Here is a 24,460-nt window from a genome sequence, read left to right as displayed (position 1 = left end):
TTATTTAACGTGAAAGCTAACTCGTAAAGCGTGATCAACGCGCTTCATGATAGTTGGATTAAGATGGGTTACGCGTTGACGAAGCCGATGTTTGTCAATGGTTCGCACTTGTTCCAACAAAATCATCGAGTTTTTCGCAATTCCAGAATCAGCGGCGGCTAAGAAAACGTGGGTTGGCAAACGGTGCTTGGTTAATTTCGTTGTAATAGCAGCGATAATTACCGTTGGACTATGGAGATTCCCCACATCATTTTGAACAACCAGAACCGGGCGCACCCCACCCTGTTCAGAACCAATTACAGGATCAAGGTCAGCGTAAAAAATATCGCCCCGCATGATTTCTTGGGTCCGTTTAAAGACCATTAATTAACATACTCCCGGTGTAGCCGTTCGTTCATCCCCGTCAACACCTCGTAGTTAATGGTATTTAATTGATCTGCTAAGTCGGTTGCTGTAATCTCCGCCTCGCCCGACTTACCCATCAGGACTACTTCTGTCCCTACTGGCATTTGTTTTGGTAATCGGATCATAAATTGATCCATGCAAATCCGGCCTAAAATTGGACACCTTTGACCATCCACTAGGACGTAATAACCCGTTAATCCCCGGGCATAGCCATCCGCATAACCAACTGGCACCGTGCCGACCCATTCATCTGCTTGGGCGGTATAGGTTGCTCCATAACTTACTGAGCTTCCCTTTTTAAGGCGTTTAACGAACGTTAACTTAGCTGTTAATGACATAACCGGCTCCAAATCCCAGGTTGGCGTTAGGTCGCGGCCAGAAGGATTTAATCCATATAACGAGATTCCCATCCGTACCGTATTACCAACTACCTCACCTTTATGCCAAAGGGCGGTTGCTGAGTTAGCCACGTGTACAAACGGCGGCAGATGCTTAACAACACTCGTAAGGCGTTGCCAATTAGCATATTGCTTTTCAAAATAAGCTGTGTCGGCGCTATCAGCTGTTGAAAAATGGGTAAATATCCCTTCAAACACAAAGTGCGGATCCTTTGCCAACAAGTCAACTGCTTGGGCAAGTTCTTCTTCGTCTGTAAAGCCAATTCGCCCCATCCCCGTATCTAGGCCCAGGTGAACCCGCAAGGGAGTGGTAACTTTAGCTACCCGTGCAATTTGAAGGTACTCTTGTAACCACGCTAATGATCCGACAGTCAGTGAAATTCCTTCGCGGGCCGCAACTAACGCGTACTGAACCGGGGTAATTCCCAAAACCAAAATCATTTGGCCGATCCCTTCATCACGCAATCGTAGTCCTTCGTCAAGCAAGGCCACACAAAAACCGGCAACTTCTGGTTCGTTCTTTAAACTATTAACCACTGGTACTAAGCCATTTCCGTAGGCATTAGCCTTTACCACTGGCAAAATTCGACTACCAGCGGGAAGCTTAGCAACCTGAGTTTTTAAATTATGGCGTAAAGCTGCAAGGTTTACCACCAAGTTAGCATCACGTAGTTGTGCACTAATCATCTTGCGCATTCCTTTCTAGAATTACTTCTGTCATTACCAACTCTTTAGTATGACTAACTGAAACGTGGGCTGGGCCAGGATAAGGCGATTTAGTAACAATTGGTTGCCCTAATTCGTTATCTAGAATTTCAAGGTCTAAGAAACCAACTGTTTTACTAATCCCTGTTCCCATCGCCTTACTAAAGGATTCTTTTAAAGACCACCGACCAGCAATATATTCCACTTTCCGTTGATGATGAAAGTTGGCAGCTTGAGCCTGCTCAGCTGTCGTAAGAATCCGGTCAATAAAGCTGGGATGGTTTTCAATCGCTACCTTTACCCGGGCTAATTCCGTAATATCAATTCCCAGACCGGCAATCATTTGCTAATCCTCCTTCCGGTGCATCCGGAAACCAGGTTTTTTCCCCTTACCATCATGACGTCCTCGGTTTCGCGACCCGTTAAAATGCCGTTGGTGCTCCCGGTGAAAATCACGGCGCCTACCCTTGCGATGTCCGCGATAACCACCTCGCCGATCACTCTTTCGTCGTGGTAATGGCCGTTCAGGGGTAATCTTAACTGGAACTTGTTCTGCCGTATCTTTAGTTAAGTCATTTAAAAGGGCCGCTACTAGATCAATGGCATCGTAGCTATCCAATAGTTTAGCCGCTGATTCATGGTAACGTTCAGTCGTTTTGTCCTGGATCAAATCGTTAATGTCATTAACGGCACTTGCAACTTGTCCGCGAAAAGCTTCTTCAGCCGTTGGCGGTTTCAGTGGAAGCATCCGAACCCGGGTCAATTTTTCAATTTCATGGAGGTAATCCATTTCATTTGGCGTCACAAAGGTTAATGAAACTCCGTGGTGGCCAGCCCGGCCAGTCCGCCCAATCCGGTGAACATATGAATCAGGATCAGATGGAATATCATAGTTATAAACATGGGTAACCCCAGAAATATCAAGGCCCCGGGCGGCAACATCGGTTGCAACTAAAATATCCAAGGCGCCGTTCTTAAAGCGTTTCATAATCTTCGTCCGGCGTTCTTGCGTTAAATCCCCATGGATTCCCGCTGCGTTGTAGCCCCGGGCAATCAAGCCTCGCGATAATTCATCGACTCGCCGCTTTGTGCGACCAAATACAATCGTCAAATCAGGGTCTTGGACATCAATCAACCGGGTCATGATATCAAACTTTTCATAATCCTTCGCCCGGATGTAATATTGATCAACCAGGTCCGTCGTCAATTCCTTGGCCGCAATCTTAACCGTTTGCGGTTCATGCATAAATTGAACCCCAATTTTCTTAATTTCTGGAGGCATCGTTGCTGAGAAAAGTAAGGTTTGCCGATCAGCAGGCGTCTGTTTAATGATGGCTTCAATATCATCTAAGAAGCCCATGTTTAGCATTTCGTCAGCTTCATCCAAGACTAAAGTTTTAACTTGGTCAAGTTTAACCGTTTCTCGGTTAAGGTGATCGCGTAAACGACCTGGCGTCCCAACTAAAATCTGCGGATTTTGCTTTAAGGCTTTGATTTGCCGCCGAATATCAGCCCCACCGTAAACAACTTGGACCTTAACGTGCTTTTCCCGACCTAAACGGAATAACTCTTCTTGGGTTTGAATTGCCAATTCGCGGGTCGGTGAAATAATAATGGCTTGAATTGCTGGATTATCAAGATCGACATGCTCTAAAAGCGGTAACCCAAAGGCCGCCGTCTTTCCAGTCCCTGTTTGAGCTTGACCAATCACATCTTTCCCCTCTAATACAAGCGGAATTGTTTGTTCTTGGATCGGAGTGGCTTCTTCATAACCACTCTTTTGAATTGCTCGTAATAAACTCTTTGATAAACCTAGTTCTCCAAATTTCAAATTGTCACCTCATAAAAATTATTTGTTTCTGTAAACGTAAAATGGCGGCAATAACTAAATAACCTGCCATTGCCGAGCCATTTCACCTAATTATTTGCCTTTAAAGCTGCCAAAGTTTGCTCTAAGTGAATCCCGTGACTAGCCTTTAGTAAGACCACATCATCTGCCGTTAGGTCAGTCTTTAAAGCTTCAGCCATTGCCGCTTGCTGATCCTTTGGGAAATAATGGATATCACCAGTGGGGTAACCTTGTTCAATTAGTTGCTTTTGTAACGCCTCAATTTCCGTTCCAATCAAGTAAACTTCCTTAAATTGATCGTGGTTGATCCCAGAGGCTAAGCTAGCATGCAGCTCAGCACTTGCTTCACCAAGCTCTAACATATCGCCTAAGACCAGGATCCGTTTTCCTTTAACCGGAACTTCAGCTAAGGTCTTAATGACCTCTTTCACAGCCGTTGGATTTGAGTTGTAAACATCAGAAAGAATTCGCTCACCGTTTGCTCCCGTAACCCACTCGGTTCGGTTAGCGGTTAAATCAAATTTTTTCAATGCTTCCCGCATATGATCAGGGGTAACATGCATTAATTTCCCAACTTCCATTGCTGCTAAAGCATTGTTAACGTTGTATTCCCCAACCATTGGAATTACAAAGTTTTCGTCGGGCCATTCGTTAACCTTAAATTCAACGTGGTCGCTCGCAGGTTTTACGCTCGTTGCGTACAAATCATTATCAAGTTGCCGGCCAAAAGTCCGCGTTGCTTGTTGCAAATTTTTTACCCGTTCTTGAAGCAGGGGCTCGTCCCCATCGAAAACCAAGAAGCCATCTTCTTGCAAGCCATGGGTAATTTCCATCTTGGCATCCGCGATCTTATCCCGGGTCCCAAAGAATTCAATATGCGCTTCTCCGATCATTGTTATAACCGCAATATCAGGAGTAACTAACCGACTGAGTAAATCGAGTTGGTTGAAGTGGTCCATCCCCATTTCAACAACAACTGCTTCAGTACTTGCATCCATGTTTAATAAGGTAACTGGAACCCCAATCTCATTATTAAAATTGGCATGCGTCTTCGTCACATTCATTTGGGTACTCAAAATTGCCGCTACCATATCCTTGGTAGTGGTTTTCCCGTTGCTTCCCGTAATTGCAACTACTTTCGGGTTAATTTTGTTAAGGTAGTACTTTCCCAATGCTTGAAGAGCAGTTAGGGGATCATCTACTACTAACCGCGGTTGACCGTCTGCTATGTAGTCGTGATCAGCGGCCCAAAGGCTTGCTACCGCACCATTTTCAAATGCCTTGGCAACATATTGATGACCATCATGGGCCCCTTGTAATGGGACAAAAAGCGCCCCGGGCTTTAAATTCCGACTGTCAAAGGCAACGCTTGTAACTTCCTGGTCTTGCCATTGGGAAATGTCATTTTGGGCCTGCACCGCTTGGGCGATTTCGGCTAATTCCATCTTCATCGGTAAATTTCCTCTTTTTTCTTCCTCGTATTAGACGTTTTCTTATTATATCACCGAACAGAGACGAGTGCGAATTAGATAAAAAGCTTTCTCAAGACTGAGGCCTTATTTAGAGGGTCAGATCGTTAGGGAGAGCTTCAAGGTAACCTAAAGCCATCGCACTTGTTACCTCCAATCTTATTTATGCGGGTTGCTGATTTTATACGCAATGTAATCTTAGAAATAAAAAAGAAGCCGAGATTTTCTCCCCACTTCTTAATTCATCACAGTTGCTTTAACCGTTCAATTCGCGCATCTAGCGGCGGATGGGTGTCAAACAAATGACTAAACTTACTTCCCGCCGGATCGTTAATATACAACGCTGAACTGTTTGGATCGGCATTTTGCATTGCCGGAGCCCCCTTAAGTGCTTCCAACGCTCGAATCATCCCTTGCGGATTTCTTGTTAGTTCCACTGCTCCAGCATCGGCAAGGTATTCCCGATTTCTGGAAAGGGCCATTTGGGCAATGGTAGCGGCAAGGGGCGCTAAGATAATTAGTAAAATGGAACCGAAAATGGCAATAATCCCACCACCGTCACGCCGGTCATCATCTCTATGTCCACCAAACCACCAAAAATTGCTAGCAAAGTTAACTAACAAACTAATTGCTGAAGCCAGGGCTAAGGCAATCGTTTGTAAACGAATATCATAATTTCGTACGTGAGTCATTTCATGGGCCATAACACCTTCAAGCTCTTCGCGGTCCATAATGGCCAGTAAACCAGTCGTTGCTGCCACTGCCGCATGTTCAGGGTTATTTCCCGTTGCAAAAGCATTAGGACTGGGATCATCAATTACAAAAACTCGCGGCATTGGCACTTGAGCCACCATCGCCATATCTTCCACCACGTGCCATAATTCTGGATATTGATTAGCATCCGTAATTTCATGAGCATTATTCATACTCATTACCACGTCGGTTGATTGCCCCACCATCACCGACACATAAATCAAAGTAATAATTAGGGCAATAATAACCCCACCAACGGTCGAGCCGGCAAATAATCGCCCCACCGCTGCTCCAATTAGGGACACTAAGAAGGTAAAACCGGCCATCACATAAATTGTCCGGCGTTTATTCATTGCTATTTGTTGATATAACATCGGACTTCCCCTAATCTAAATCGTCAAAAGAAACCTTTGGTGCTTCCTTAGCCGTATCTGGCACTTGGAGGTAATCCATCGCCGTAAAGTGGTGCTTTTTCGCTATAATATTTGCCGGGAAGTTTTGAATCTTAGCATTTAAATTGGCTACAACTGAGTTGTAAAGTTGGCGCGAGTAGGCAATCTTATTTTCCGTATTACTTAATTCTTCCATCAACTTACTGTACTCCGTACTTGCCTTTAAATCGGGGTAGTTTTCAGCAACCGCATAAAGTGAGTTGAGGGCCCCCGTTAGCTTATCAGCAACTTCCATTACTCCCTTGTGGTCACTTGATGGCATCGCAACCATTTGTTGCCGCAATTGGGTAACCTTTTCCAAGGTTTTTTGTTCATACTTACTGTACCCCTTAACGGTTGAAAGTAAGTTCGGGATTAAATCGTTCCGTCGTTGCAATTGAACGTCGATTTGACTCCAAGCTTCTTGCGCATGGGTCCGTAGGTTAACCAAATTGTTGTAAGCCGAAATATACCAAATAACAATTACAGCAACAATTACAATCACAATAATTAAAGCTATCATTTTTTCCTCCAATATTCTATTTGATCATCTAATTGTACCAATTCTCTTAATTTGTGCCTAGCCAAAACTAACCGGGTGGTAATTATCTTATAATTCTCTTATGATTTAGGTAGAACCATCAAAAGGAGAAATCTTTATGAAAGTATTATTTGTTTGTCTTGGTAATATTTGTCGCTCCCCAATGGCCGAGGCAATGTTTTTAAAAGAACTTCAAGATGCTAATTTAACTAGCCAAGTTGAAGTCGCATCGGCGGCCACTAGTTCCCATGAAGAAGGCAATCGTCCTCACCCAGGGGCGCGCAAGATTATGGAAAAGTACCATCTTAATGATCGCGAGCACCGGTCACGGCCGATTACAATGACAGACTTTGCTAATTACGATTTGATTATCGGGATGGACGAGATGAATATGCATAATTTAAAAGCCATGGCACCACGTCAATATCAAGATAAAGTGTATGCCATCAATGACTTTACCCCCGGTCACAAGGGCGAACCAATCCCTGATCCATGGTATACTCATCGCTTCCAAGATACCTATGACAGTTTGGCCCTGGCTTTGCCGAACTGGTTAAATTACGTGAAGAAACAGATTCAATAAAAAAAGCTGCCATAATGGCAGCCTTTTTTATTGAATCTGAGTAATCTGCTTTGTTGTGGCATTAAAGTCATATATACCGACAAAGTTGGCAACTGACCCATCCGCATTATCTTGTCGAACTTCAAACCGGTAAACATTCCCATTTTTGCTGACGGGGATAATTCCGTAGCCTTCTTTATTAAAGCCGGCTTGACTGGCAAAAGTATTAACGACATCTTCACTTGTGGCAGAAGCAACACTTGCATTAGCTGCTGAACTATTACTATTTGAATTAGCTTGACTCGTAGCGTTTGTGCTCGTCCCTGACTCTTTTGCCGAAGCAATTTGACTCCGCAACTTACTGTAAGCAGATTTCATGCTCGAACTAGTTGACTTAACTGTTGATAAACTAGTTGCCGCTTCATCGTAATTATTGTCTTTTAAGCTACTCTTAGCTGCTAAGTAGTTCTTAAGATCGCGCCGCAATGCTGATGTCGTCGTTGTCTGGTGGTCTAAAGCATTTAACTTATCAAGCGCTGCTTGGTATTTTCCTTCGCTGATCAAATGGTTGGCTTGCTTAACCGCTGTCGCCGTTGAATCCATCGTTTGGGTACTGCTTGATTTAGCCGAACTGCCACTTGGAGTAGCGGAATTACCACATGCCGCTAAGGACAAAGCCATCCCCAGTGTAACTGTCCCAATTAAAATGCGTTTTCCAAATTGGCTTGCCATGATGGATCCTCCTAATTCTTCCGAAGTTATTTTAGTTGATACAACATTATTTTAACATTTTCTGGTAATCAGTACACTTATTTTAGTACTCTCCATTAATTTTATAATTTTTTACTGTGGATCCTAATTTTAAGTTAACCGATAAAACGACTTCTTCCGGAACCGCTTGTTGGTTAAGCTTAGCTTCTAGTAATTCAATAGCTTTCTTTGCCATTGCTGGAATTGGTTGAACCACTGTAGCTAAACGGGGTAAAAGTCGTTGGGTGGTTTGGGTCCCATCATAACCAATAATTTGTAGTTGATCGGGAACTACATAGCCATTCTCAACTGCTAAATCTAACAGGGTGGCCGCATCAAGATCATTACTGGTAAAAATCGCATCAACTTCTGGGTGTTCTATGAAAATTTTTTGCAATGCTTCCCGGTTTTGTTTGGGATCCGGTAAGCTTGGATAGGTAATTGCTGGTCGATCGTGAGCTTTCATTACCGCTTCATAAGCCCGACGCCGCGCCGTATCTTGATCATTGAGCGGTGATAAATCATCCGTATGAATAATATACTTGGCTCCCCGCTGAATCAGGGCCTCACAAGCCTGTTTTGCCCCACCATAGTTATCAGAATAAACAACTGGAATATCAGACCGTAAAAATCGATCAATTGCTACAATCGGTAAATTAGTATTTTGATACTCAGGAATATTAGCGTTATGGGTTGCAATTATTAGACCATCCACCTGGTGGCCCAGTAATTGGCGTAAATAACGTTGTTCTTTTTCGGGATCATTGAGAGCATCCCCCACCAATACCTTGTAACCCTTTTTAAAAAGCTCATGTTCCATCGCTGCTGTTAGTTCTCCAAAAAACGGGTTCCCTACGGTTGGAACAATAATTCCGATTAAATTTGTACGTTGCGAATGCATCTGGCGAGCAATAACATTCGGATGATAGTCCAGTCTTTCCATTGCCTGCTCGACTTTTAAGATTGTCCTTTGACTTAAGTAGCCACGCCGATTGATTACCCGCGAAACTGTAGCTCGTGAAACTCCCGCTAGCTTTGCAACATCTTCTAATTTGATTCTTTGACTCACGTTCTCAACCCTACTCTACAAAATAATACTGATTATTTTAACAGTTTTTACCAACTAAAAACAGGATAAGGATGCCAAAAAGTCCGGCTTAGTATCCTTATCCTGTTTGTTGATTTTTAACGCAAAACGCTTTATTTAGGAGAAAAGAAGGTTAATTGGATTGCGTTAGTTTTTAGTTTTGTTCCATCACTACTTAACCATTCGCGGTAATCTTAAAGGTCTTCTTAGTAGCATCAGCTTCTAAAACGGCCACATTATCACCAGTATGGTCTTGGCGGACGACCTTAATCGTCGTTTCACTCGGAGTCGTAACTTCGATTGAACCATCTAAGTCAAAGGCCGTAAAGTTATTCCGCCACGTCAACAACTTCAATAAGTTGGCAACAACTGGCCGTTGAACTTCATGGGCAACTTCTTCTTTAGAGTAGTAATGCCGGTTGATATTCCGCCCTTCCTTCGTTTCTTCTAGCAACTTTAAGTCATTAGATCCAGCTAACAGACCAACATAGTAAATCATTGGAATCCCTGGTGCAAAAATTTGGACGGCCCGTGCAAGCAAGTATGCCCGGTCATCATCTCCTAAAGCTGAGTAGTAGGTAGAGTTAATTTGGTAAATATCTAAGTTATGATATTCCGCTGACGAGTATTTTCGCTTAACGTTCGCCCCAACCTTGTAAAGTTCATTGGAAGCGTATTCGATTTCATCATCCGTCAAAATATCCTTAGCATCAACAACTCCGATTCCATCATGAGTATCCAGAGTAGTAAATTGCTTCATCGGCGACATCTTAAGCCACTTCGCAAGCCGGTTCGTCTTACCAGAATAAAGGGTGTACAAGGTCGTCATTGGTAAAGTGAAGTCATAGATGTAAAAATCATGCGCTGAGATCTTTTGGGGAATCGTGTAGTGTTCGTGGATTTCAGGTAAAATCTCGGCCTTATAAGGTGCAAGCGTCTCCTGAATTTCATTCAAAAGATCCCAGATTTCTGGTTCAACAAAGAAATCGTTAGTACCAATCTTCTTAACGGCATAGGCAAAGGCATCCAACCGGATCATATCAGCTCCGTGTTTAACCATATCAATCAAAGTTTGCTTAAAGAAATCATTGGCAATTTTACTCTTAACGTTAATATCAATTTGTTCTTCACCGAAAGTATTCCAGAGATGTTCTTTGCTACCGTCATTAAATTCAATAACTTGTTCTGGTGCTTTATCCTTCCGTTTGTAAATCAAATCAATATCTGCTTGAGTTGGTCGATTTTCACCTGCTTGTTCCCAGAATTTTTCCCACCGAATAAAGAAGTCCCGGTACTTTGAATCATCATGTTTGGCCTTAAAATCCTGATACATTTCTGACTTCTTTGAAATGTGGTTAATCATAAAATCGAACATTAAGTAATAATCTTCCCCTAAAGCTTCAACATCGGACCAGTCACCAAAAGCTGGATCAACCATATCATAACGGTATGGTGCAAACCCCCGGTCACCCGTTGATGGAAAGAATGGTAACAGGTGAACCCCACCAATTGCATCCTTAATGTACTTCTTTAAGACTTCATGGGTTTCCTTGATATTCTTTCCCATTGAATCAGAATACGTAATCAACATGGCTTTATTTTTAATTGGCATTTTTTATTCCTCCAAATGTGTAAATTTTTGCTTTTAAATTATGCAAGGACTCAGTCTTGAATCCGGCTACGTTACCTTCTGCGACCAATTGTCCTTATTATCGTGGCATTTCGGGAAGCGACTTTTTTATTCCAATCCGCTTTCCATGAATGGTGAGATAGATTAAAGCAGCAATTATCAACAAAGCAATTCCGTAAGCTAGGAATGGAGCGGCTAAACCTGTCCCTTTAAGAGGAACGTTTAGCATCGTATTTAGCCATTCCGCCAGAGTTGGGGAGAAAAAGGCCCCAAAGTTAAATCCAATCAATACCATTGACGTTACCAAAGGTTGACGCTTAGCTGGTGCTAAACCTGGTAAAAGATTAAAGATCATTGGGGATACTAATTGTAGTGGAAAACCGATTAACAGGAGTCCCATCACTAACAAGCCAAAATTATTTCGTCCAAAATAGAACAAGAAATTAGCTAAAGCCATCAAACCTAGCCCCAGATAGATAGTTCCAAAACCAAACCGACGATTAATCGCTCCGTAGAAAATTCCACCGAGTGTGGCCCCAATTAACATTAAAGATAAGTAGTTGGCGGCCCCGGTATATGCAGATCCCTTAAGAAAAACCGCTAAACTAGCAAACCGATTTTCCATGCCAACATAATCAACAACGAGAAAGAAGGCAAATAAGATTAATAAGGCTACTCGGGGACTCGTTTTCGTGATCGTGTCTGGCGTAGCAGTTAGTTTTTCCACGGGCTGATCTTGACTTGGTCGATCATTTGGCACCTCTAAGGCAAAGAATAACAGCACTACAAAGGCCAGTAGGTAAACTAAAAATGAAAAATGCCAACCGCCAATGGTTAATAAAATACCTGCAATAAATAAGGTGGTCGCTTGCCCAATTTGTTCAGCAGCAGCCCGCCATCCAAGCATTTGCGCCCGGGTTGCCCCTTCGTACCAAACAGAGATCAAGGCAATGGCTTGCGAATTATACAGCCCATACCCTGCTCCCAATAGTAACCGAGAAGCTAAGATTAAAGCGTAATTATGAAGATTGAAGAATGGAACAATTCCCATTACCCCAACTAAAGTAACTCCAGCCATGATCATTTGCTTATCAGATACTTTGAGCCAAGTCTGTAATAGTGGTGATAAAACTACGAAGATCATCACCGCAAAGGATGGCATCGTTGCTAAATATTCGGCTTGAGTTTGACTAACATTTAGAGCTACCTTCAATTGAGGTAAAGCTCCTTGAACCGCATAGGCACTGGTCAGCATAAACGAGACCGATAAGAAGGCAAGCTTCTCAACAATCGAATCCTTTTTCTGCATCGCAATAAAAACTCCTTTGATATTAAGTATTTAGCTTTAAGGTGTAGCTAGTATTTTTCTTGACTACATCCTGTACAGTTTAGCTTTCCTAGGTGAGCTAACACTCTAGATAAGGACTTCGTCTTGAACCCGACGATCCCGTCTTATACGATTAATTGTCCTTATTCTCGTGTCATCTCGCGGCAAGCTTGTTCTTCTCTCTGGTGTGTTTCGAAACTACCAAGAGATTATCATGTAAAGCGGTTTCTGTCAATCGAGTAACATAAAAAATAATTTTAATTATTTAAATTTGTAAAGAAAAAGCGATCAAGGCGTAGTTCCTCAATCGCTTTGTAATATAAGTAGGCCGTTCCTAATTAGCTTCGCCCTCTTGCTTGAAGCGTTCGTTAAAGAGTGGGCTAACGGGCCGATTTTCATTGATCCGCTTGATTGCAGCACCAATCAGTGGTCCAACGGATACTTGCTTAATCTTATTAATTTGCTTTTCTTCTGGAAGCCGAATTGAATCGGTGACAACAACTTCTTTAATTGGAGAAGCTTCTAACCGTTCAATTGCTGGACCTGAAAGAACCGCGTGGGTACATGAAGCGTAAACTTCCTTTGCTCCGGCATCAATTAAGGCTTGCGCCCCTTTACTAATCGTCCCGGCGGTATCAATCATATCATCAATCATGATACACTTTTTACCCTTAACATCCCCAATGATGTTCATAATTTGGGCAACATTTGCCTTAGGACGCCGCTTATCGATAATGGCAATTGGTGCCTTCAAAAATTCAGCTAATGCCCGCGCCCGGACAACCCCACCATGGTCAGGAGAAATGACAACCGCATCGTCAGCGACCCCTTCCCGGATAAAGTAATCGGCTAACAATGGTGCTCCCATCAAGTGATCTACCGGAATATCAAAGAACCCTTGAATTTGGGCAGCGTGCAAGTCAAGGGCAACCACCCGGTTTACCCCCGCGTTTTGCAACATATTAGCAACTAACTTAGCGGTAATTGGTTCGCGAGAACGCGCCTTCCGATCTTGGCGCGCATAACCATAATATGGAATTACTACATTGATGGTCTTGGCACTTGCTCGCCGCAAGGCATCAACCAAAATCAATAACTCCATCAGATTGTCGTTAACTGGTGCTGATGTTGATTGAATTACGTAAACGTTGTCGCCCCGGATACTTTCCTCAATATTGATTTGAATTTCCCCATCGCTAAACCGATCAACAGACAACTTTCCAAGTTCAACCCCAACTTCAGCAGCAATTTTTTCTGCCAATGGTCGGTTGGAACTTAAAGCAAAAATTTTGAGTTTTGAATCAAAATAACGTTCTTTCATTAGGTCCTCCGATTTTGAAATACTCCCGTCATTGTTCTTCTCCATGATATTAATAAGTTGGGGAAAAAGCAAGAACTACCACGGGAGTTTCTTGGCATAATCTGCCTTATTGGTCTGGCGTGCCCGAGCAATCGCCATATCAAATTTTTGAGTATCATCCGTAATCGTTGAGCCAGCGGCAATAAAGGAATCAGCGGCGATATTAACTGGCGCTACTAAGTTGGAGTTTGAACCGATAAAAGCATGATCCCCAACATTGGTATGATGCTTGTTGGCACCATCGTAGTTGACGAAAACTACCCCACAGCCAACATTGATATTCTTACCAAGCGTCGCATCCCCAACGTATGACAAATGACCAATCTTAGTTCCTTCGCCAATGTAGGCTTTCTTCACTTCACAGAAGTTACCAATGTGAACTTCCTTACCAATTTCGGCTTGGGGCCGAAGGTGACTATTCGGTCCAATATCAGAACCATCATGCATTTCAGCTTCTTCAAGGGTTGAAGAAATTACCTTGACATTATCATGCAAAATTGAATCGGTAATCCGGGAGCCGGCACCAATCAAACAGTCACTTCCAATTTCGGTATGCCCTTTAATAACCACATTACCTTCAATAACCGTATCGTTGCCAACTTTGACCCCTGCATCAATATACGTAGTTGCTGGATCAAGCATTGTCACCCCGGCACGCATTAAGTTGACGTTAATTCGCTTTTGCATAATTTGATTAGCGCGAGCCAAGGCAACCCGATCATTAACCCCCATTGATTCATCAAAATCCTTCATCCGGTAAGCCGTGACAACTTCGTCTTGGCCCTTCAAAATCCCGATGACATCAGTTAAGTAATATTCACCTTGAGCGTTGTCATTCTTTAATAATTTTAAAGCCGCAAAGAGCTTCCGGTTATCAAAACAGTAAACCCCGGTGTTAATTTCATGGATTTCTTGTTCTTCTTTAGTGGCATCCTTTTGTTCCACAATCCGTTCAACAATGCCAACATCATTACGGACAATTCGGCCGTAACCTGTTGGATCTGGAGCTTGGGAAGTTAAGATCGTTACCGCAGCCTTCCGTTGGGTATGGTAATCAAATAATTTAGTAAAAGTATCAGCCGTAAAGAGGGGCGTATCCCCACTAACAACCAACGTTTGACCGTCCAAATTAGCTAAAAGATCAGCCGCCTGCATAACGGCATGGCCAGTCCCTAATTGCTGCTTTTGCAAGACAAATTTGGCTCGGTCACCAACTGCTTTTTCGACCGCTTCGGCCCCATAACCGACAACCGTGATGACATTATCAATGTTGGCCGCTTCCAGTTGATCTAAAACATGGGCTACCATTGGCTTCCCACAAACTTGATGGAGAACTTTGTATAGTTTCGACTTCATTCGCGTCCCCTTACCGGCAGCGAGAATAATTGCGTTCCGTTGTGTCATATTAGTTTTCACCTTCCGTAAAGACCCTTGTTAAGAAATTACCAGGTTCAGCTTTTAAATAGTCATTTGGACCTTCTTCAGTTGTAACCTTAATTAAGGATGTGCAACCACTTACTAAGCGTTCACCTTCAAATTGACCTTCCGCAAAGACATTCATGCCAACCAAATGAGCATCAAACTCCTTAATTAGTGATTGCATCCCTTTCATGGTACCACCACCCTTTAAGAAGTCATCAATAATTACCACATTGGCCCCTTCTTTAAGCGTCCGCCGGGAAAGTTCCATCTTCTTAATCCGCTTGGAAGAACCAGACACATAGTTGACACTAACCGTGGAACCTTCCGTAATGTGCGAGCTATTCCGCACAATCACAAACGGTTTGTTCAAGTACATGGCGACTGCTTGGGCCAACGGAATTCCCTTGGTTTCAACCGTCATAATGACATCAACATCAGCGTCAATGTATTGGGTAGCAATTAATTGGCCAACTTCACGTAGAATTTCCGGCCGGCCTAATAGGTCTGATAAGTAGACATAGCCGCCGGGAAGTAGCCGGGAAGGGTCGTCAACCAAGGTGACTAATTCACCAACCACCTTTTCGGCATTTTCTTTTGAGTAGCGCGGTGCAAAAAAAGCCCCACCACTAGCCCCAGGTACCGTATCAACTTTTCCCAGGCCAAATTCAGCCATGGTCCGCTTAACAATACTTAAGTCTTCACTAATGGATGACTTTGCGGCCCCGTACTGTTCACTAAAGGACTTTAATGAAACTAACTTGTGTGGGTGTTCTAATAAGTAACGGGTGATATCAACTAAACGGTTACTGCGCCTGATTTTCATAAGCTTAATTCCTTTCTTCGTTGGTTAACTTAGGTAATTCCTTTTAAAATAGTAGTAATCCTTACAAATAATACCATAATTGTTCGGGGATTGTGGTATTTTTTTCAAAAAAGCAAAAATAAAAACCCGAACGTTAGAAAAAAGGCTGAGGAAGAAACACGAGTTCCTTCCCAGCCTTTCTCATCTCCGAATATTACTCAGTAACTAAGGTCAAAAAGCACGGCCTTAGCGGATCAGGGCGAACGAAAATTGATGAATCAACTTTCGTTCTGCTTATCCCAACTAGGCCGTCAAGGAGCTTTTTCCCATCCTCTCCAAGTTATTAATCAACAACATGCTGGCGATGAACTAACGCTGCTAAATAAATGACAACCTCAATTACCGCAATGAAAAAGCTAACTGGCCAATTAGTTAAATAGCCTAAATAGAGTCCCGTCCAGGTCCCTGCTAAAGAGAACAAAATAGCTAAGCCAATCATTTTTGCAGTCCCCGTGGTGTAATACTTTGCACTGGCAGCGGGTAAAGTCAGCAAAATAAAGATTAACAAGGAACCAACAATCTGGGCGGCCACACTGACGCTTAAAGCCACTAATAGTAAGAAGATAATTGCGACGACTTGTTCACCAACCCCATTAACTTGGGCCCCAATCCGATCAAAGGACGCAAATTTTAAACGCCGGTAAATCAAAAGAATTACCAACAGAACAACGAGGGAAAGCCCAATCAATTGGCCTACTTCATTCTTGCTGATCCCCACAACACTCCCAAAGAGGATGCTCGTTGCCGAACTTGCGGTTTGACTACTAAGGGACAAGAAAAGAATCCCTAACCCAATAAACAAAGCTGAAGTTGCACTAATAACGGCTTCACGGCGAGACTCTTCAGCGCTCATCTGACCAACCATAATTGAACTTGTCATCGTAAACAATAACATCCCCGCCAAAGGTGACCAACTCATAAAAACCGCAAAGGACGCACCGGCAAAGCCAATTTCCGATAAAGTGTGGGTCAGAAAGGATAGATTACGCGCCACTACAAATACCCCAACCGTCCCCGCTACAATCGAAATAAAGGTACTGGCCCAAAAAGCATAACGCATAAAACTTAAACTAAACATTTATTCTTCCCCTTTCGGTGATGCTGGGAGATCTGCAATTACCCCCGTTGAATAACCCTTAGTGGTTAAATGTAAAAAACGGGTCCCGTAATGCTTAGCTAAGTCCCAGTCGTGGGTAATGAACATGACTGTTACCCCTTGCTGTTGAAACTTAGTGACTAAATCTAATAATTCATACTTCACCTCATTATCTAGACTTGCCGTTGATTCATCGAGAATCAATAATTGGGGGGACGCTAATAAAGCTTGTGCCAAGTAGGCCCGTTGCTTCTCACCGCCGGAAGCCAACCCGAGAGGGCGATCAGCAATCCGGGTTAAATTGGTTTGCGTTAAAATTCGTTCAACCTGTGACCGTTCTTTTTTGCTTAACCAAGGCGTTAGGCGCATTGGTAAATTCAAAGCAACAAAATCCCGAACTGACAATGGATAGTCACGTGCTAAATTCCGAAATTGGGGAACGTAACCTAATTGTGTTCCAGATTGGAAATTAATCTCACCGTGCCGGGGTTTTAATTGGTTAAATAAGGCCCGGACAAGGGTCGTCTTCCCCACCCCGTTTTCACCAATCACAATTAAAAACTCCCCTTGATTAAGGTCAAACGACAAATCATGGATAATTTCATGTTCACCATAAGCCAAGGTTAAATTTTTTACCGTTAATAATGCGATTTTAATGCACCTCCACTTGAATTTTAATTAGGCGTTGATACTCCCTTGTCATCCATTCAACGTAGGTTAAGTGATCGGGTTTAGATTCGGTAACGTTTAAGACCGGCACCTTATTTTGGTGCGCAAGTTTAACTAAATTCTTCACCGTTGAATCACTTGCTTGCGAATTATTAACAAAGAACGCAATTTGGTGATTAGTAATCGCTTGCCGTAATTGAGCAATATCACTTGGTGAAGGATCGTTGCCATCTTCAATTGCTTTTTCAAAGTGGCGATCAACTACTTGATAGCCAAGATTTTGCAATGCGTAATCAAAGACTGGTTCACTAACAGCTACCTTTTGATTCCCACTAACATTCTGCTTTGCTTTCGTAATTACTTGATTTAACTTCGCTAACTTAGCTTGGTATTTTTTAGCTTGGCTCTGGTAATATTCTCGATGCTCTGGGTCAAGCTGACCATACTGTTTGGCTAAAGTTGAAGTCAAAGCCACCATTGTCTGCGGCCGGTACCAAACATGCTCGTTTTCTCCCGCTTTTTTTCCAGCAACCTGAGTCCCAACTGTGATCACCGTTTGTCTGTCATTATCAGCTTTGACCATCTTGCTTAACCACTGGTCATAGCCAAGACCATTTTCGATTACAACGTTAGCACGACTTAACTGCCGCGCTTGGGAGGTTGTTGGTTGGTATTCATGCGGATCAACCGCTGCACTATTGATAAAAGATGTTACCTGCCCATATTTTCCAGCCACGGCCTTTGCCGCCTCACCATAAAAGTTAAGGCTGGTTACCACCCGAATTGGCTTTTGTTGTGTTGGCTTGAATGGTTGCCAATTCGTAATCATTAGTAAGAGGATTACCACTAAATAAGTCACTAACCCAATTAATCCCCAGTGTCGTCGTTTCAATTTAATCCTTCTCTCATGCCTAATTTTCATTAAATAGTAATTGTTATCATTAGAACGACAGTATGATACACAGGATCGTTACATAATGCAAATAATTTTTTAATCTTTTCCCAACTTTGAAAAATTAAAACCAGTTCTTAAAGGTTCATCCACAAACTAAAAGCCGGTAAAATTCACCGTCCAAGCAATTTTACCGGCTTATAAAACCTCGTTTACAATTAAAATTTTCATCCTACTCCTTCGATTCCCGGGTGCACCATCGTAACATGTTCCCGTTCCGCTTCGATAAAGTGCTCCCCAACGCTTTGAAAATTAAATTGGGCATAAAAGGCTTCTACTTGGACCTGGGCATGAATCGTAATCGGGCGGTTAGGGAAGTTTTGCTTAATCCCATCAAAGATGTGGTCCATTAATTGCTTTCCCAACCCTTTTTGTCGGTATTCTTTTGCCACCACAACTCGCCCAAAAGTTAAGCCCTGGTCCCCAATAAAATAACGGGCATAGGCAACTACCTGCTCAGCATCTAGCGCAAAAACATGGTGACAAACTCGATCTTTTAAATCCGGATCGGGGAAAGTACACCCTTGCTCGCCATTAAAAACAACGGCCCGGAGCCGATATACTTCAGCCAATTCGGTTAAGGTTAAGGCTGAAAATTCCTTATCAAACCATTCCATCTGCATACCTCATAATAAAACCACTTGATAGACCTCACTACAAAAACCACGTAAGCCATTGTAAATCCGTTTTGCTCGCGATTCACTGCGACAAATCGCAAAAACCGTTGGCCCCGTTCCACTCATTTGAGCACAATCAGCCCCTAATTTGAGCATCTTTTGTTTTAAACGTCTAATCTCAGGATATTGACTTTCCGTTAATGGTTCTAAAACATTGCCCATTTTAGCTAAGGCCCTGTCCCAATTACCGTTTTGCATTTCTCTTAAGAGGCCTTCGTTATCCAAATGCTCAAGGGTTTCATAATTAATTTGACGCAAAATTGTGGGCGTTGAAACACTTACTTTGGGCTTAGCCACTACGACCCAGTCATGGGGGACTGGTGGTAGTGGCGCCACTAGTTCGCCATGGCCAGTAACATGCGCTGTTTGACTATAAACACAATATGGCACGTCAGAATCAATCGCCAAAGAAAGCTTTGCTAATTCTGCTAAACTTAACCCCAATCGCCAGCCCTTGTTAAGACCACGCAAAACGGCAGCCGCATCTGAAGAACCACCTCCCAGTCCGGCAGCGACCGGAATATTTTTTTTAATTCGAATCGTTACCCCCGCCGTTTGATGAAACCGAGTTTTTAGCACATGGGCGGCTTGATAAGCTAAATTTCGTTGGTCATTCGGAAGAAAACCACTATCCGAGTAGACCTTAATCGTTTGCGGCCGCTCATGGATATCGATCGTCAAATAATCAGCCAGGTCAATTGAGGCCATAATCATATCCCACTTTGGCAAACCGTCGAGGTATCGCATTGGCGTATCCAGCGAAAGATTGATTTTGGCTGGAGCCTTTTCCGTCACAATCATTACGATGCCCCCTTTCCATTTCTTTTTGTTTTTTTAATTATAACGATCAACCACCCCCGCTTTCAAATTAAAAAGGATTTGTTAAGAAAGCTTCAACCTTTTAGGAAAAGAAAGAGGGTGGGAATTTCTTCCCACCCTCTTGTCATCTCCGAATGTTACTCAGTAACTAAGGTCAAAGCAGTAGCTGAATGGCAGTTGCTTCCCTGGCGGTCGCACCAACCGATTCAGCCTTGCATGGGCTCACAAACGCCAAACCAGTTGGCTGGTTCGCTCCAAAGCACGGCCTTAGCGGATAAGTGCGAACGAAAGGCCGATTCTAATGAATCAACCTTCGTTCTTCTTATCCCAACCAGGCCGTCAAGGAGCTTTTTTCCCAACCTTTTTCTTTAATCTAAGCTTCTTTTCCACTAACCAAATAATTTTGCTTCCCCCATGGCATTTGCTAACGCTATAAACTGGTTTAAAGTTAACCGCTCCGGCCGAATTTGGGGATCAAGGGCTTGCTTAGCCAAAATAGTTTCCATTTGTTTTTGCTTGACCGCATCCTTTTTAAAGTACGGCTTTAAGTTATTCCACAAACTCTTGCGCCGGTGAGTAAAGCATGACTTAATCAACCCAAAAAGTTGCTTTTCGTCGCGGGGTTGCACCGACAAAGCTTCCGCTCGCTTTGTCAAAGTAACAATCGCTGAGTCGACATTTGGGGCCGGCACAAAGGACCGTCGCGAAACGTTAAAAGCGATTTTGGCATCCATCCGATATTCAATTGCCAGGGTCAATGATCCGTATTCCTTGGTTCCTGGTTTAGCAGCTAATCGCTCAGCCACTTCCTTTTGCATCATTACCGTGATCCCCGCCCAATCAATTTTGGTTCCTAAAAGGTGCATCAAAATCGGACTCGTAATGTAGTACGGTAAGTTGGCAACCACCTTGATAGGCTTAGTCGGATCGTCAAAATGATTTTGAATTAGTTGTGGCAGGTCAACCTTTAAAACGTCCTGGTTAAGCACTTCAACATTATCAAAATCACTTAAGACATCTGCCAAAACCGGGATTAAATCGGTATCCAATTCCAGGGCGACAACCTTCCCAGCTCGTTGGGCGAGCTGCTCGGTTAATGCCCCTAAACCAGGACCGATCTCAATGACATTATCAACCTTGCTTATTTCCGCCGCATCAACGATGCCCCTTAAAACGGTTGGATTCGTTAGAAAATTTTGACCGAAACCCTTCTTAGCGTGCAAACCATACTTTTGCATGATTTCTTTAGTGCGTTTAAAGTTTCCGATTGCTGGTTGTGTCATTTTTTTCTCCTTCCCGATTAAGCTGTGCAAGGGCAGCTTGAAAATTGGCCTTTGAAATCCGAAAAAGGTTTAGCCGGACCAAAAGTTGTTTAGCATTGCCATATCCAATTCCTAAAATCTGGCCTAAACGTTCACGACGTTGCCGGGCTGCTTGACCGCCCATCAACTTGGCCGCTTGTAAATCCGCCCGGGTAAATTCAGCTGGAGCCGCCGGTTCTTCCGTATAGACTTCCGCAAGGGCCGCCCGAATCGTTGCTGGACTAGCATGTTCGACCCCCAAACTTCCATGAGCTTCCGTGGGAACACCTTGGTCCCGACGAATAAAAGCATGTTTTACCCCGGGAATCGCTTGGCTAATCATTTTTCGTAGCCGTTCCCCATTAAAATCAGGATCGGTAAACACAATTAGGCCCCGCCTTTCCTGAAGTTTTTTTAGCTGGGCCAGACCAGTTTTATCCAAGGCCGACCCATTCGTTTCATAAGTATCCGCGTTCACAGCCATCTGGATCCGTTTGGTATCGTCTTTGCCTTCAACGACAATCACTTCTTTAATTTTCTGCATTTTTCCTCCTAAAAAGGCGGTCAGCCATTTGGTAGCTGGCATTAGCGATCGTTGCCGGGGTTTCGTTTAGTAAGTCAGCCAAACCTAAAACCGTAAAGTAAGTAAAGGCGGGCTCATTTTGCTTACCCCGGTAAGGTATCGGAGTGAGGTAAGGGGCGTCGGTTTCAACCATCAGGCGATCGAGTGGTGTCACCTTCGCCGCTGCTTGAACATCAACCGCCTTATTAAAAGTTACCACTCCACTATAAGAAAGATCCATTCCCAAATCCAAGAAGCGTTTGGCCCATTCTGCATTCTCAGCAAAGCTATGCATCACGCCACCATAATCACCAACGTGGTTTACTTTTAAAATCCGGTAAGCATCTTCAATTGCCTCTCGGCAGTGGATTACCACTGGTAAATGTAAATCATGTGCAATCGCTAACTGGCGAGCAAAAACCCGTTGTTGTTCTTCTCTAGGAACAGCATTCCAGTAATAATCGAGACCAATTTCGCCAACTGCAACTACGGCTGGATCCGCTAATTGGCGGATTAGCGTTTCTTCAGCTTGCTCATCGTAGTTCACTAAATCTTCCGGGTGCCAACCAATCACGGCGGCAAGTTGTGAGTATTGGTGGGCCAACTTAATTGCCCGTGCATTTAGTTTAGTATTTGACCCTACCATATTCATCCTAACGACGCCAAAATGGGCGGCCCGCGCTAGGTAGGCCGCCACATCGTTATAAAACACATCATCATTAAGGTGCGTGTGTGAATCATAGATTGTTAGTTTTTGCAATTGCATTATTCAACGCCAGAACCATTAACTAAGTTATCAGGAACCGTCACAACTTGAACCTCACCATCATGTTCAGCGGAAAGGATCATCCCCTGACTAACTTCTCCCCGCATCTTCCGTGGCTTCAAATTGGCAACAATCACAACTTTTTTACCAACTAAGACTTGCGGATCTGGGTACCATTGAGCAATTCCAGAGAGAATTTGGCGACCAGTTTCCGAACCATCATCAAGTTGGAACTTCAACAGCTTATCAGCGCCTTTAACGTGATCAACAGCCTTGACTTGGGCTACCTTTAATTCAACCTTATCAAAAACATCAATCCGAATTTCTTTCTTACCAGCTGGTACTTCACTAGCTGCTTGCTTAGCGGACTCTTTCTTTTGTTCCATTGCTTTACGCCCCTTTTGCTTTTGGTTAGCACTCATTTGACTTTGGATAAAGGCCACCTCTTCTTCGGCATCCCGCCGTGGGAAAATTGGCGTCCCCTTCTTAACAACCGTTACTTCAGCCGGAAAATCATCAAAGGCTAAGGCTGTTAAGTTAACTTCAGCTGTTGGCAAACCAAGTTGACTCCAGATTTCCTTTGGCGCATCTGGCATGAATGGTTGTAGCATTGCGGCTACAAAACGCAAGGCCTTTGCCAAATGAGTTAAAACATCAGACAATTCAGCCGCTTTTGCTTCATCCTTTGCCAAAATCCATGGCTCTGTTTCGTCAATGTACTTATTTGCGCGAGAAATCACTTGCCAAATAGCACTCAAAGCATCCGCAAACCGCGTTTGATCCATTAATTGGCAATATTGATCAAAAGCATGCTTAGCGGTTGCTTCAAGCTCGGCATCAAAAGCCGTCGTTGCACTTGGTTGGCCCACTAGTTTCCCCGCTTGGTACTTATTTACCATTGCGACCGTCCGGTTTAACAAGTTTCCAAGGTCGTTGGCAAGATCATAGTTGACCTTTGCGACAAAGTCTTCTGGACTGAAGACTCCATCGTTACCGAACGGCATTGCCTTAAGTAAATAGTAACGAGTAGCATCAAGGCCATAACGATCAATCAGGGTTTCGGGATAAACCACGTTTCCCTTGGACTTGGACATTTTACCTTCCTTCATCGTCAACCAACCATGACCAATGACGTGCTTTGGCAATGGTAAACCTAAAGCATGAAGCATAATCGGCCAGTAAATAGTATGGAAACGAACAATTTCTTTCCCAACCATGTGAACATCGGCTGGCCAGTACTTCTTGAAGTTAGCATCATTATCACTACCATAACCAAGCGCCGTGATATAGTTGGACAAAGCATCAATCCATACATAAACGACATGCTTTGGATCACTAGGGACCTTAACCCCCCAGTTAAAAGAAGTCCGGGTAACGGCCAAATCTTCAAGCCCTGGTTTCAAGAAATTATTAATCATTTCATTCATCCGAGATTGCGGTTGGATGAAGTCTGGATGTTCTTGATAGTAGTTCATCAACCAGTTGGCATATTTACTCATCTTAAAGAAGTAAGATTCTTCTTCAACTAATTGAACTTCATGGCCAGATGGAGCCTTTCCACCGATAACATTACCATTATCATCCCGATAAACTTCGGCCAATTGGCTTTCCGTGAAGTATTCTTCATCATCAACTGAGTACCAACCACTGTACTTGCCCTTATAAATATCACCTTGGTCAAGTAATTGTTGGAAAATCTTTTGGACCGCTTTTTCATGATAATCATCGGTTGTCCGGATAAACTTATCATTTGTAATCTTAAGTTTCTTCCACAATGCCTTAATACCGGCTGCCATACCGTCAACGTAAGCTTGCGGTGTTTGGCCCAGTTGCTCAGCCTTTTGTTCAATCTTTAAGCCGTGTTCATCCGTCCCGGTCAAGAAAAAGACGTCATAACCACGGAGCCGCTTAAAGCGGGCTTCAGCATCACAGGCCACCGTAGTATAGGAATTTCCGATATGGAGTTTCCCTGATGGATAATAAATTGGAGTTGTAATATAGTAAGTTGGTTTTGCTTCAGCCATTCCCATTCCTCTTTTCAACACTTGTTAATTAAACTCTAGTATA

At 43.3% G+C, this 24,460-nt stretch carries 24 protein-coding genes; 1 reads left to right on the top strand and 23 read right to left on the bottom strand.

Features of this window, described 5'->3' with window-relative positions; all coding sequences use genetic code 11:
* From GTO83_RS01530 to GTO83_RS01500, 7 genes are all read right to left on the bottom strand, one after another.
* Positions 1-363 carry a type II toxin-antitoxin system PemK/MazF family toxin gene (locus GTO83_RS01530; protein ID WP_180871415.1) on the bottom strand — a complete coding sequence of 121 codons (363 nt, stop codon included), beginning with the start codon at positions 361-363 and terminating at the stop codon, positions 1-3.
* Positions 363-1,490 carry an alanine racemase gene (gene alr, locus GTO83_RS01525; RefSeq protein ID WP_180871414.1) on the bottom strand — a complete coding sequence of 376 codons (1,128 nt, stop codon included), beginning with the start codon at positions 1,488-1,490 and terminating at the stop codon, positions 363-365. Before alr ends, GTO83_RS01530 begins: the two co-directional genes overlap by 1 nt.
* Positions 1,483-1,851, bottom strand: a complete 369-nt coding sequence (gene acpS / locus GTO83_RS01520; protein WP_180871413.1) for a holo-ACP synthase — start codon at positions 1,849-1,851, stop codon at positions 1,483-1,485. Before acpS ends, alr begins: the two co-directional genes overlap by 8 nt.
* A 3-nt stretch (positions 1,852-1,854) precedes the next feature.
* Positions 1,855-3,339 (bottom strand): DEAD/DEAH box helicase, encoded by a 1,485-nt coding sequence (locus tag GTO83_RS01515; RefSeq protein WP_180871412.1) that lies wholly within the window; start codon positions 3,337-3,339, stop codon positions 1,855-1,857.
* Positions 3,340-3,425: 86 nt separating this feature from the next.
* Positions 3,426-4,808: a UDP-N-acetylmuramoyl-tripeptide--D-alanyl-D-alanine ligase gene (gene murF, locus GTO83_RS01510; protein ID WP_180871411.1), complete on the bottom strand. Its 1,383-nt coding sequence runs from the start codon at positions 4,806-4,808 to the stop codon at positions 3,426-3,428.
* A 263-nt stretch (positions 4,809-5,071) separates the two neighbouring features.
* Positions 5,072-5,953 carry a zinc metalloprotease HtpX gene (gene htpX / locus GTO83_RS01505; RefSeq protein ID WP_180871410.1) on the bottom strand — a complete coding sequence of 294 codons (882 nt, stop codon included), beginning with the start codon at positions 5,951-5,953 and terminating at the stop codon, positions 5,072-5,074.
* Between the two features lie 10 nt (positions 5,954-5,963).
* Positions 5,964-6,530: a LemA family protein gene (locus GTO83_RS01500; protein WP_180872087.1), complete on the bottom strand. Its 567-nt coding sequence runs from the start codon at positions 6,528-6,530 to the stop codon at positions 5,964-5,966.
* A 139-nt stretch (positions 6,531-6,669) separates the two neighbouring features.
* Between GTO83_RS01500 and GTO83_RS01495 the strand changes: the two genes are divergently transcribed.
* Positions 6,670-7,134: a low molecular weight protein-tyrosine-phosphatase gene (locus GTO83_RS01495; protein ID WP_180871409.1), complete on the top strand. Its 465-nt coding sequence runs from the start codon at positions 6,670-6,672 to the stop codon at positions 7,132-7,134.
* A gap of 27 nt (positions 7,135-7,161) precedes the next feature.
* On the opposite strand, the gene GTO83_RS01490 is transcribed toward GTO83_RS01495, so the two are convergent.
* From GTO83_RS01490 to metG, 16 genes are all read right to left on the bottom strand, one after another.
* Positions 7,162-7,845 carry a hypothetical protein gene (locus GTO83_RS01490; protein WP_180871408.1) on the bottom strand — a complete coding sequence of 228 codons (684 nt, stop codon included), beginning with the start codon at positions 7,843-7,845 and terminating at the stop codon, positions 7,162-7,164.
* 82 nt (positions 7,846-7,927) lie between these two features.
* Positions 7,928-8,932, bottom strand: a complete 1,005-nt coding sequence (locus GTO83_RS01485; RefSeq protein ID WP_180871407.1) for a LacI family DNA-binding transcriptional regulator — start codon at positions 8,930-8,932, stop codon at positions 7,928-7,930.
* A 193-nt stretch (positions 8,933-9,125) separates the two neighbouring features.
* Positions 9,126-10,562 (bottom strand): sucrose phosphorylase, encoded by a 1,437-nt coding sequence (gene gtfA / locus GTO83_RS01480; RefSeq protein ID WP_180871406.1) that lies wholly within the window; start codon positions 10,560-10,562, stop codon positions 9,126-9,128.
* A 97-nt stretch (positions 10,563-10,659) separates the two neighbouring features.
* The gene (locus GTO83_RS01475) at positions 10,660-11,889 is read right to left on the bottom strand and encodes an MFS transporter (RefSeq protein ID WP_180871405.1); all 1,230 of its coding nucleotides are present in this window, start codon (positions 11,887-11,889) and stop codon (positions 10,660-10,662) included.
* A gap of 352 nt (positions 11,890-12,241) precedes the next feature.
* The gene (locus GTO83_RS01470; RefSeq protein ID WP_180871404.1) at positions 12,242-13,228 is read right to left on the bottom strand and encodes a ribose-phosphate diphosphokinase; all 987 of its coding nucleotides are present in this window, start codon (positions 13,226-13,228) and stop codon (positions 12,242-12,244) included.
* A 75-nt stretch (positions 13,229-13,303) separates the two neighbouring features.
* A complete protein-coding gene (gene glmU, locus GTO83_RS01465; protein WP_180871403.1) occupies positions 13,304-14,671 on the bottom strand; it encodes a bifunctional UDP-N-acetylglucosamine diphosphorylase/glucosamine-1-phosphate N-acetyltransferase GlmU in 1,368 nt (455 codons plus the stop codon).
* A gap of 1 nt (position 14,672) precedes the next feature.
* Positions 14,673-15,512, bottom strand: coding sequence for a pur operon repressor (purR, locus tag GTO83_RS01460; protein ID WP_180871402.1), 840 nt, complete (start codon positions 15,510-15,512; stop codon positions 14,673-14,675).
* 322 nt (positions 15,513-15,834) lie between these two features.
* Positions 15,835-16,629 (bottom strand): metal ABC transporter permease, encoded by a 795-nt coding sequence (locus GTO83_RS01455; RefSeq protein ID WP_180871401.1) that lies wholly within the window; start codon positions 16,627-16,629, stop codon positions 15,835-15,837.
* Entirely contained in the window at positions 16,630-17,298 is a 669-nt protein-coding gene (locus tag GTO83_RS01450) for a metal ABC transporter ATP-binding protein (protein WP_180872086.1), read from the bottom strand.
* Position 17,299: 1 nt separating this feature from the next.
* Positions 17,300-18,208 (bottom strand): metal ABC transporter solute-binding protein, Zn/Mn family, encoded by a 909-nt coding sequence (locus GTO83_RS01445; protein WP_180871400.1) that lies wholly within the window; start codon positions 18,206-18,208, stop codon positions 17,300-17,302.
* A gap of 227 nt (positions 18,209-18,435) precedes the next feature.
* The gene (locus GTO83_RS01440; protein ID WP_180871399.1) at positions 18,436-18,885 is read right to left on the bottom strand and encodes a GNAT family N-acetyltransferase; all 450 of its coding nucleotides are present in this window, start codon (positions 18,883-18,885) and stop codon (positions 18,436-18,438) included.
* A gap of 9 nt (positions 18,886-18,894) precedes the next feature.
* Positions 18,895-19,746, bottom strand: a complete 852-nt coding sequence (gene ispE, locus GTO83_RS01435) for a 4-(cytidine 5'-diphospho)-2-C-methyl-D-erythritol kinase (protein ID WP_180871398.1) — start codon at positions 19,744-19,746, stop codon at positions 18,895-18,897.
* Positions 19,747-20,153: 407 nt separating this feature from the next.
* On the bottom strand, positions 20,154-21,047 hold the full coding sequence (gene rsmA, locus GTO83_RS01430) for a 16S rRNA (adenine(1518)-N(6)/adenine(1519)-N(6))-dimethyltransferase RsmA (RefSeq protein ID WP_180871397.1): 894 nt from the start codon (positions 21,045-21,047) through the stop codon (positions 20,154-20,156).
* Positions 21,019-21,609, bottom strand: a complete 591-nt coding sequence (rnmV, locus tag GTO83_RS01425; RefSeq protein ID WP_180871396.1) for a ribonuclease M5 — start codon at positions 21,607-21,609, stop codon at positions 21,019-21,021. Before rnmV ends, rsmA begins: the two co-directional genes overlap by 29 nt.
* Positions 21,596-22,393, bottom strand: a complete 798-nt coding sequence (locus tag GTO83_RS01420; protein WP_180871395.1) for a TatD family hydrolase — start codon at positions 22,391-22,393, stop codon at positions 21,596-21,598. Before GTO83_RS01420 ends, rnmV begins: the two co-directional genes overlap by 14 nt.
* A complete protein-coding gene (gene metG, locus GTO83_RS01415) occupies positions 22,393-24,417 on the bottom strand; it encodes a methionine--tRNA ligase (RefSeq protein WP_180871394.1) in 2,025 nt (674 codons plus the stop codon). The genes GTO83_RS01420 and metG overlap by 1 nt, the downstream gene beginning before the upstream one ends.
* Positions 24,418-24,460: the final 43 nt, after the last annotated feature.

Source organism: Lactobacillus sp. 3B(2020), from assembly GCF_013487845.1.
Classification (GTDB): Bacteria; Bacillota; Bacilli; order Lactobacillales; family Lactobacillaceae; genus Limosilactobacillus; species Limosilactobacillus alvi.
Note: the sequence above shows the minus strand (reverse complement) of the source record. Positions and strands in the feature narration are given on the sequence as shown.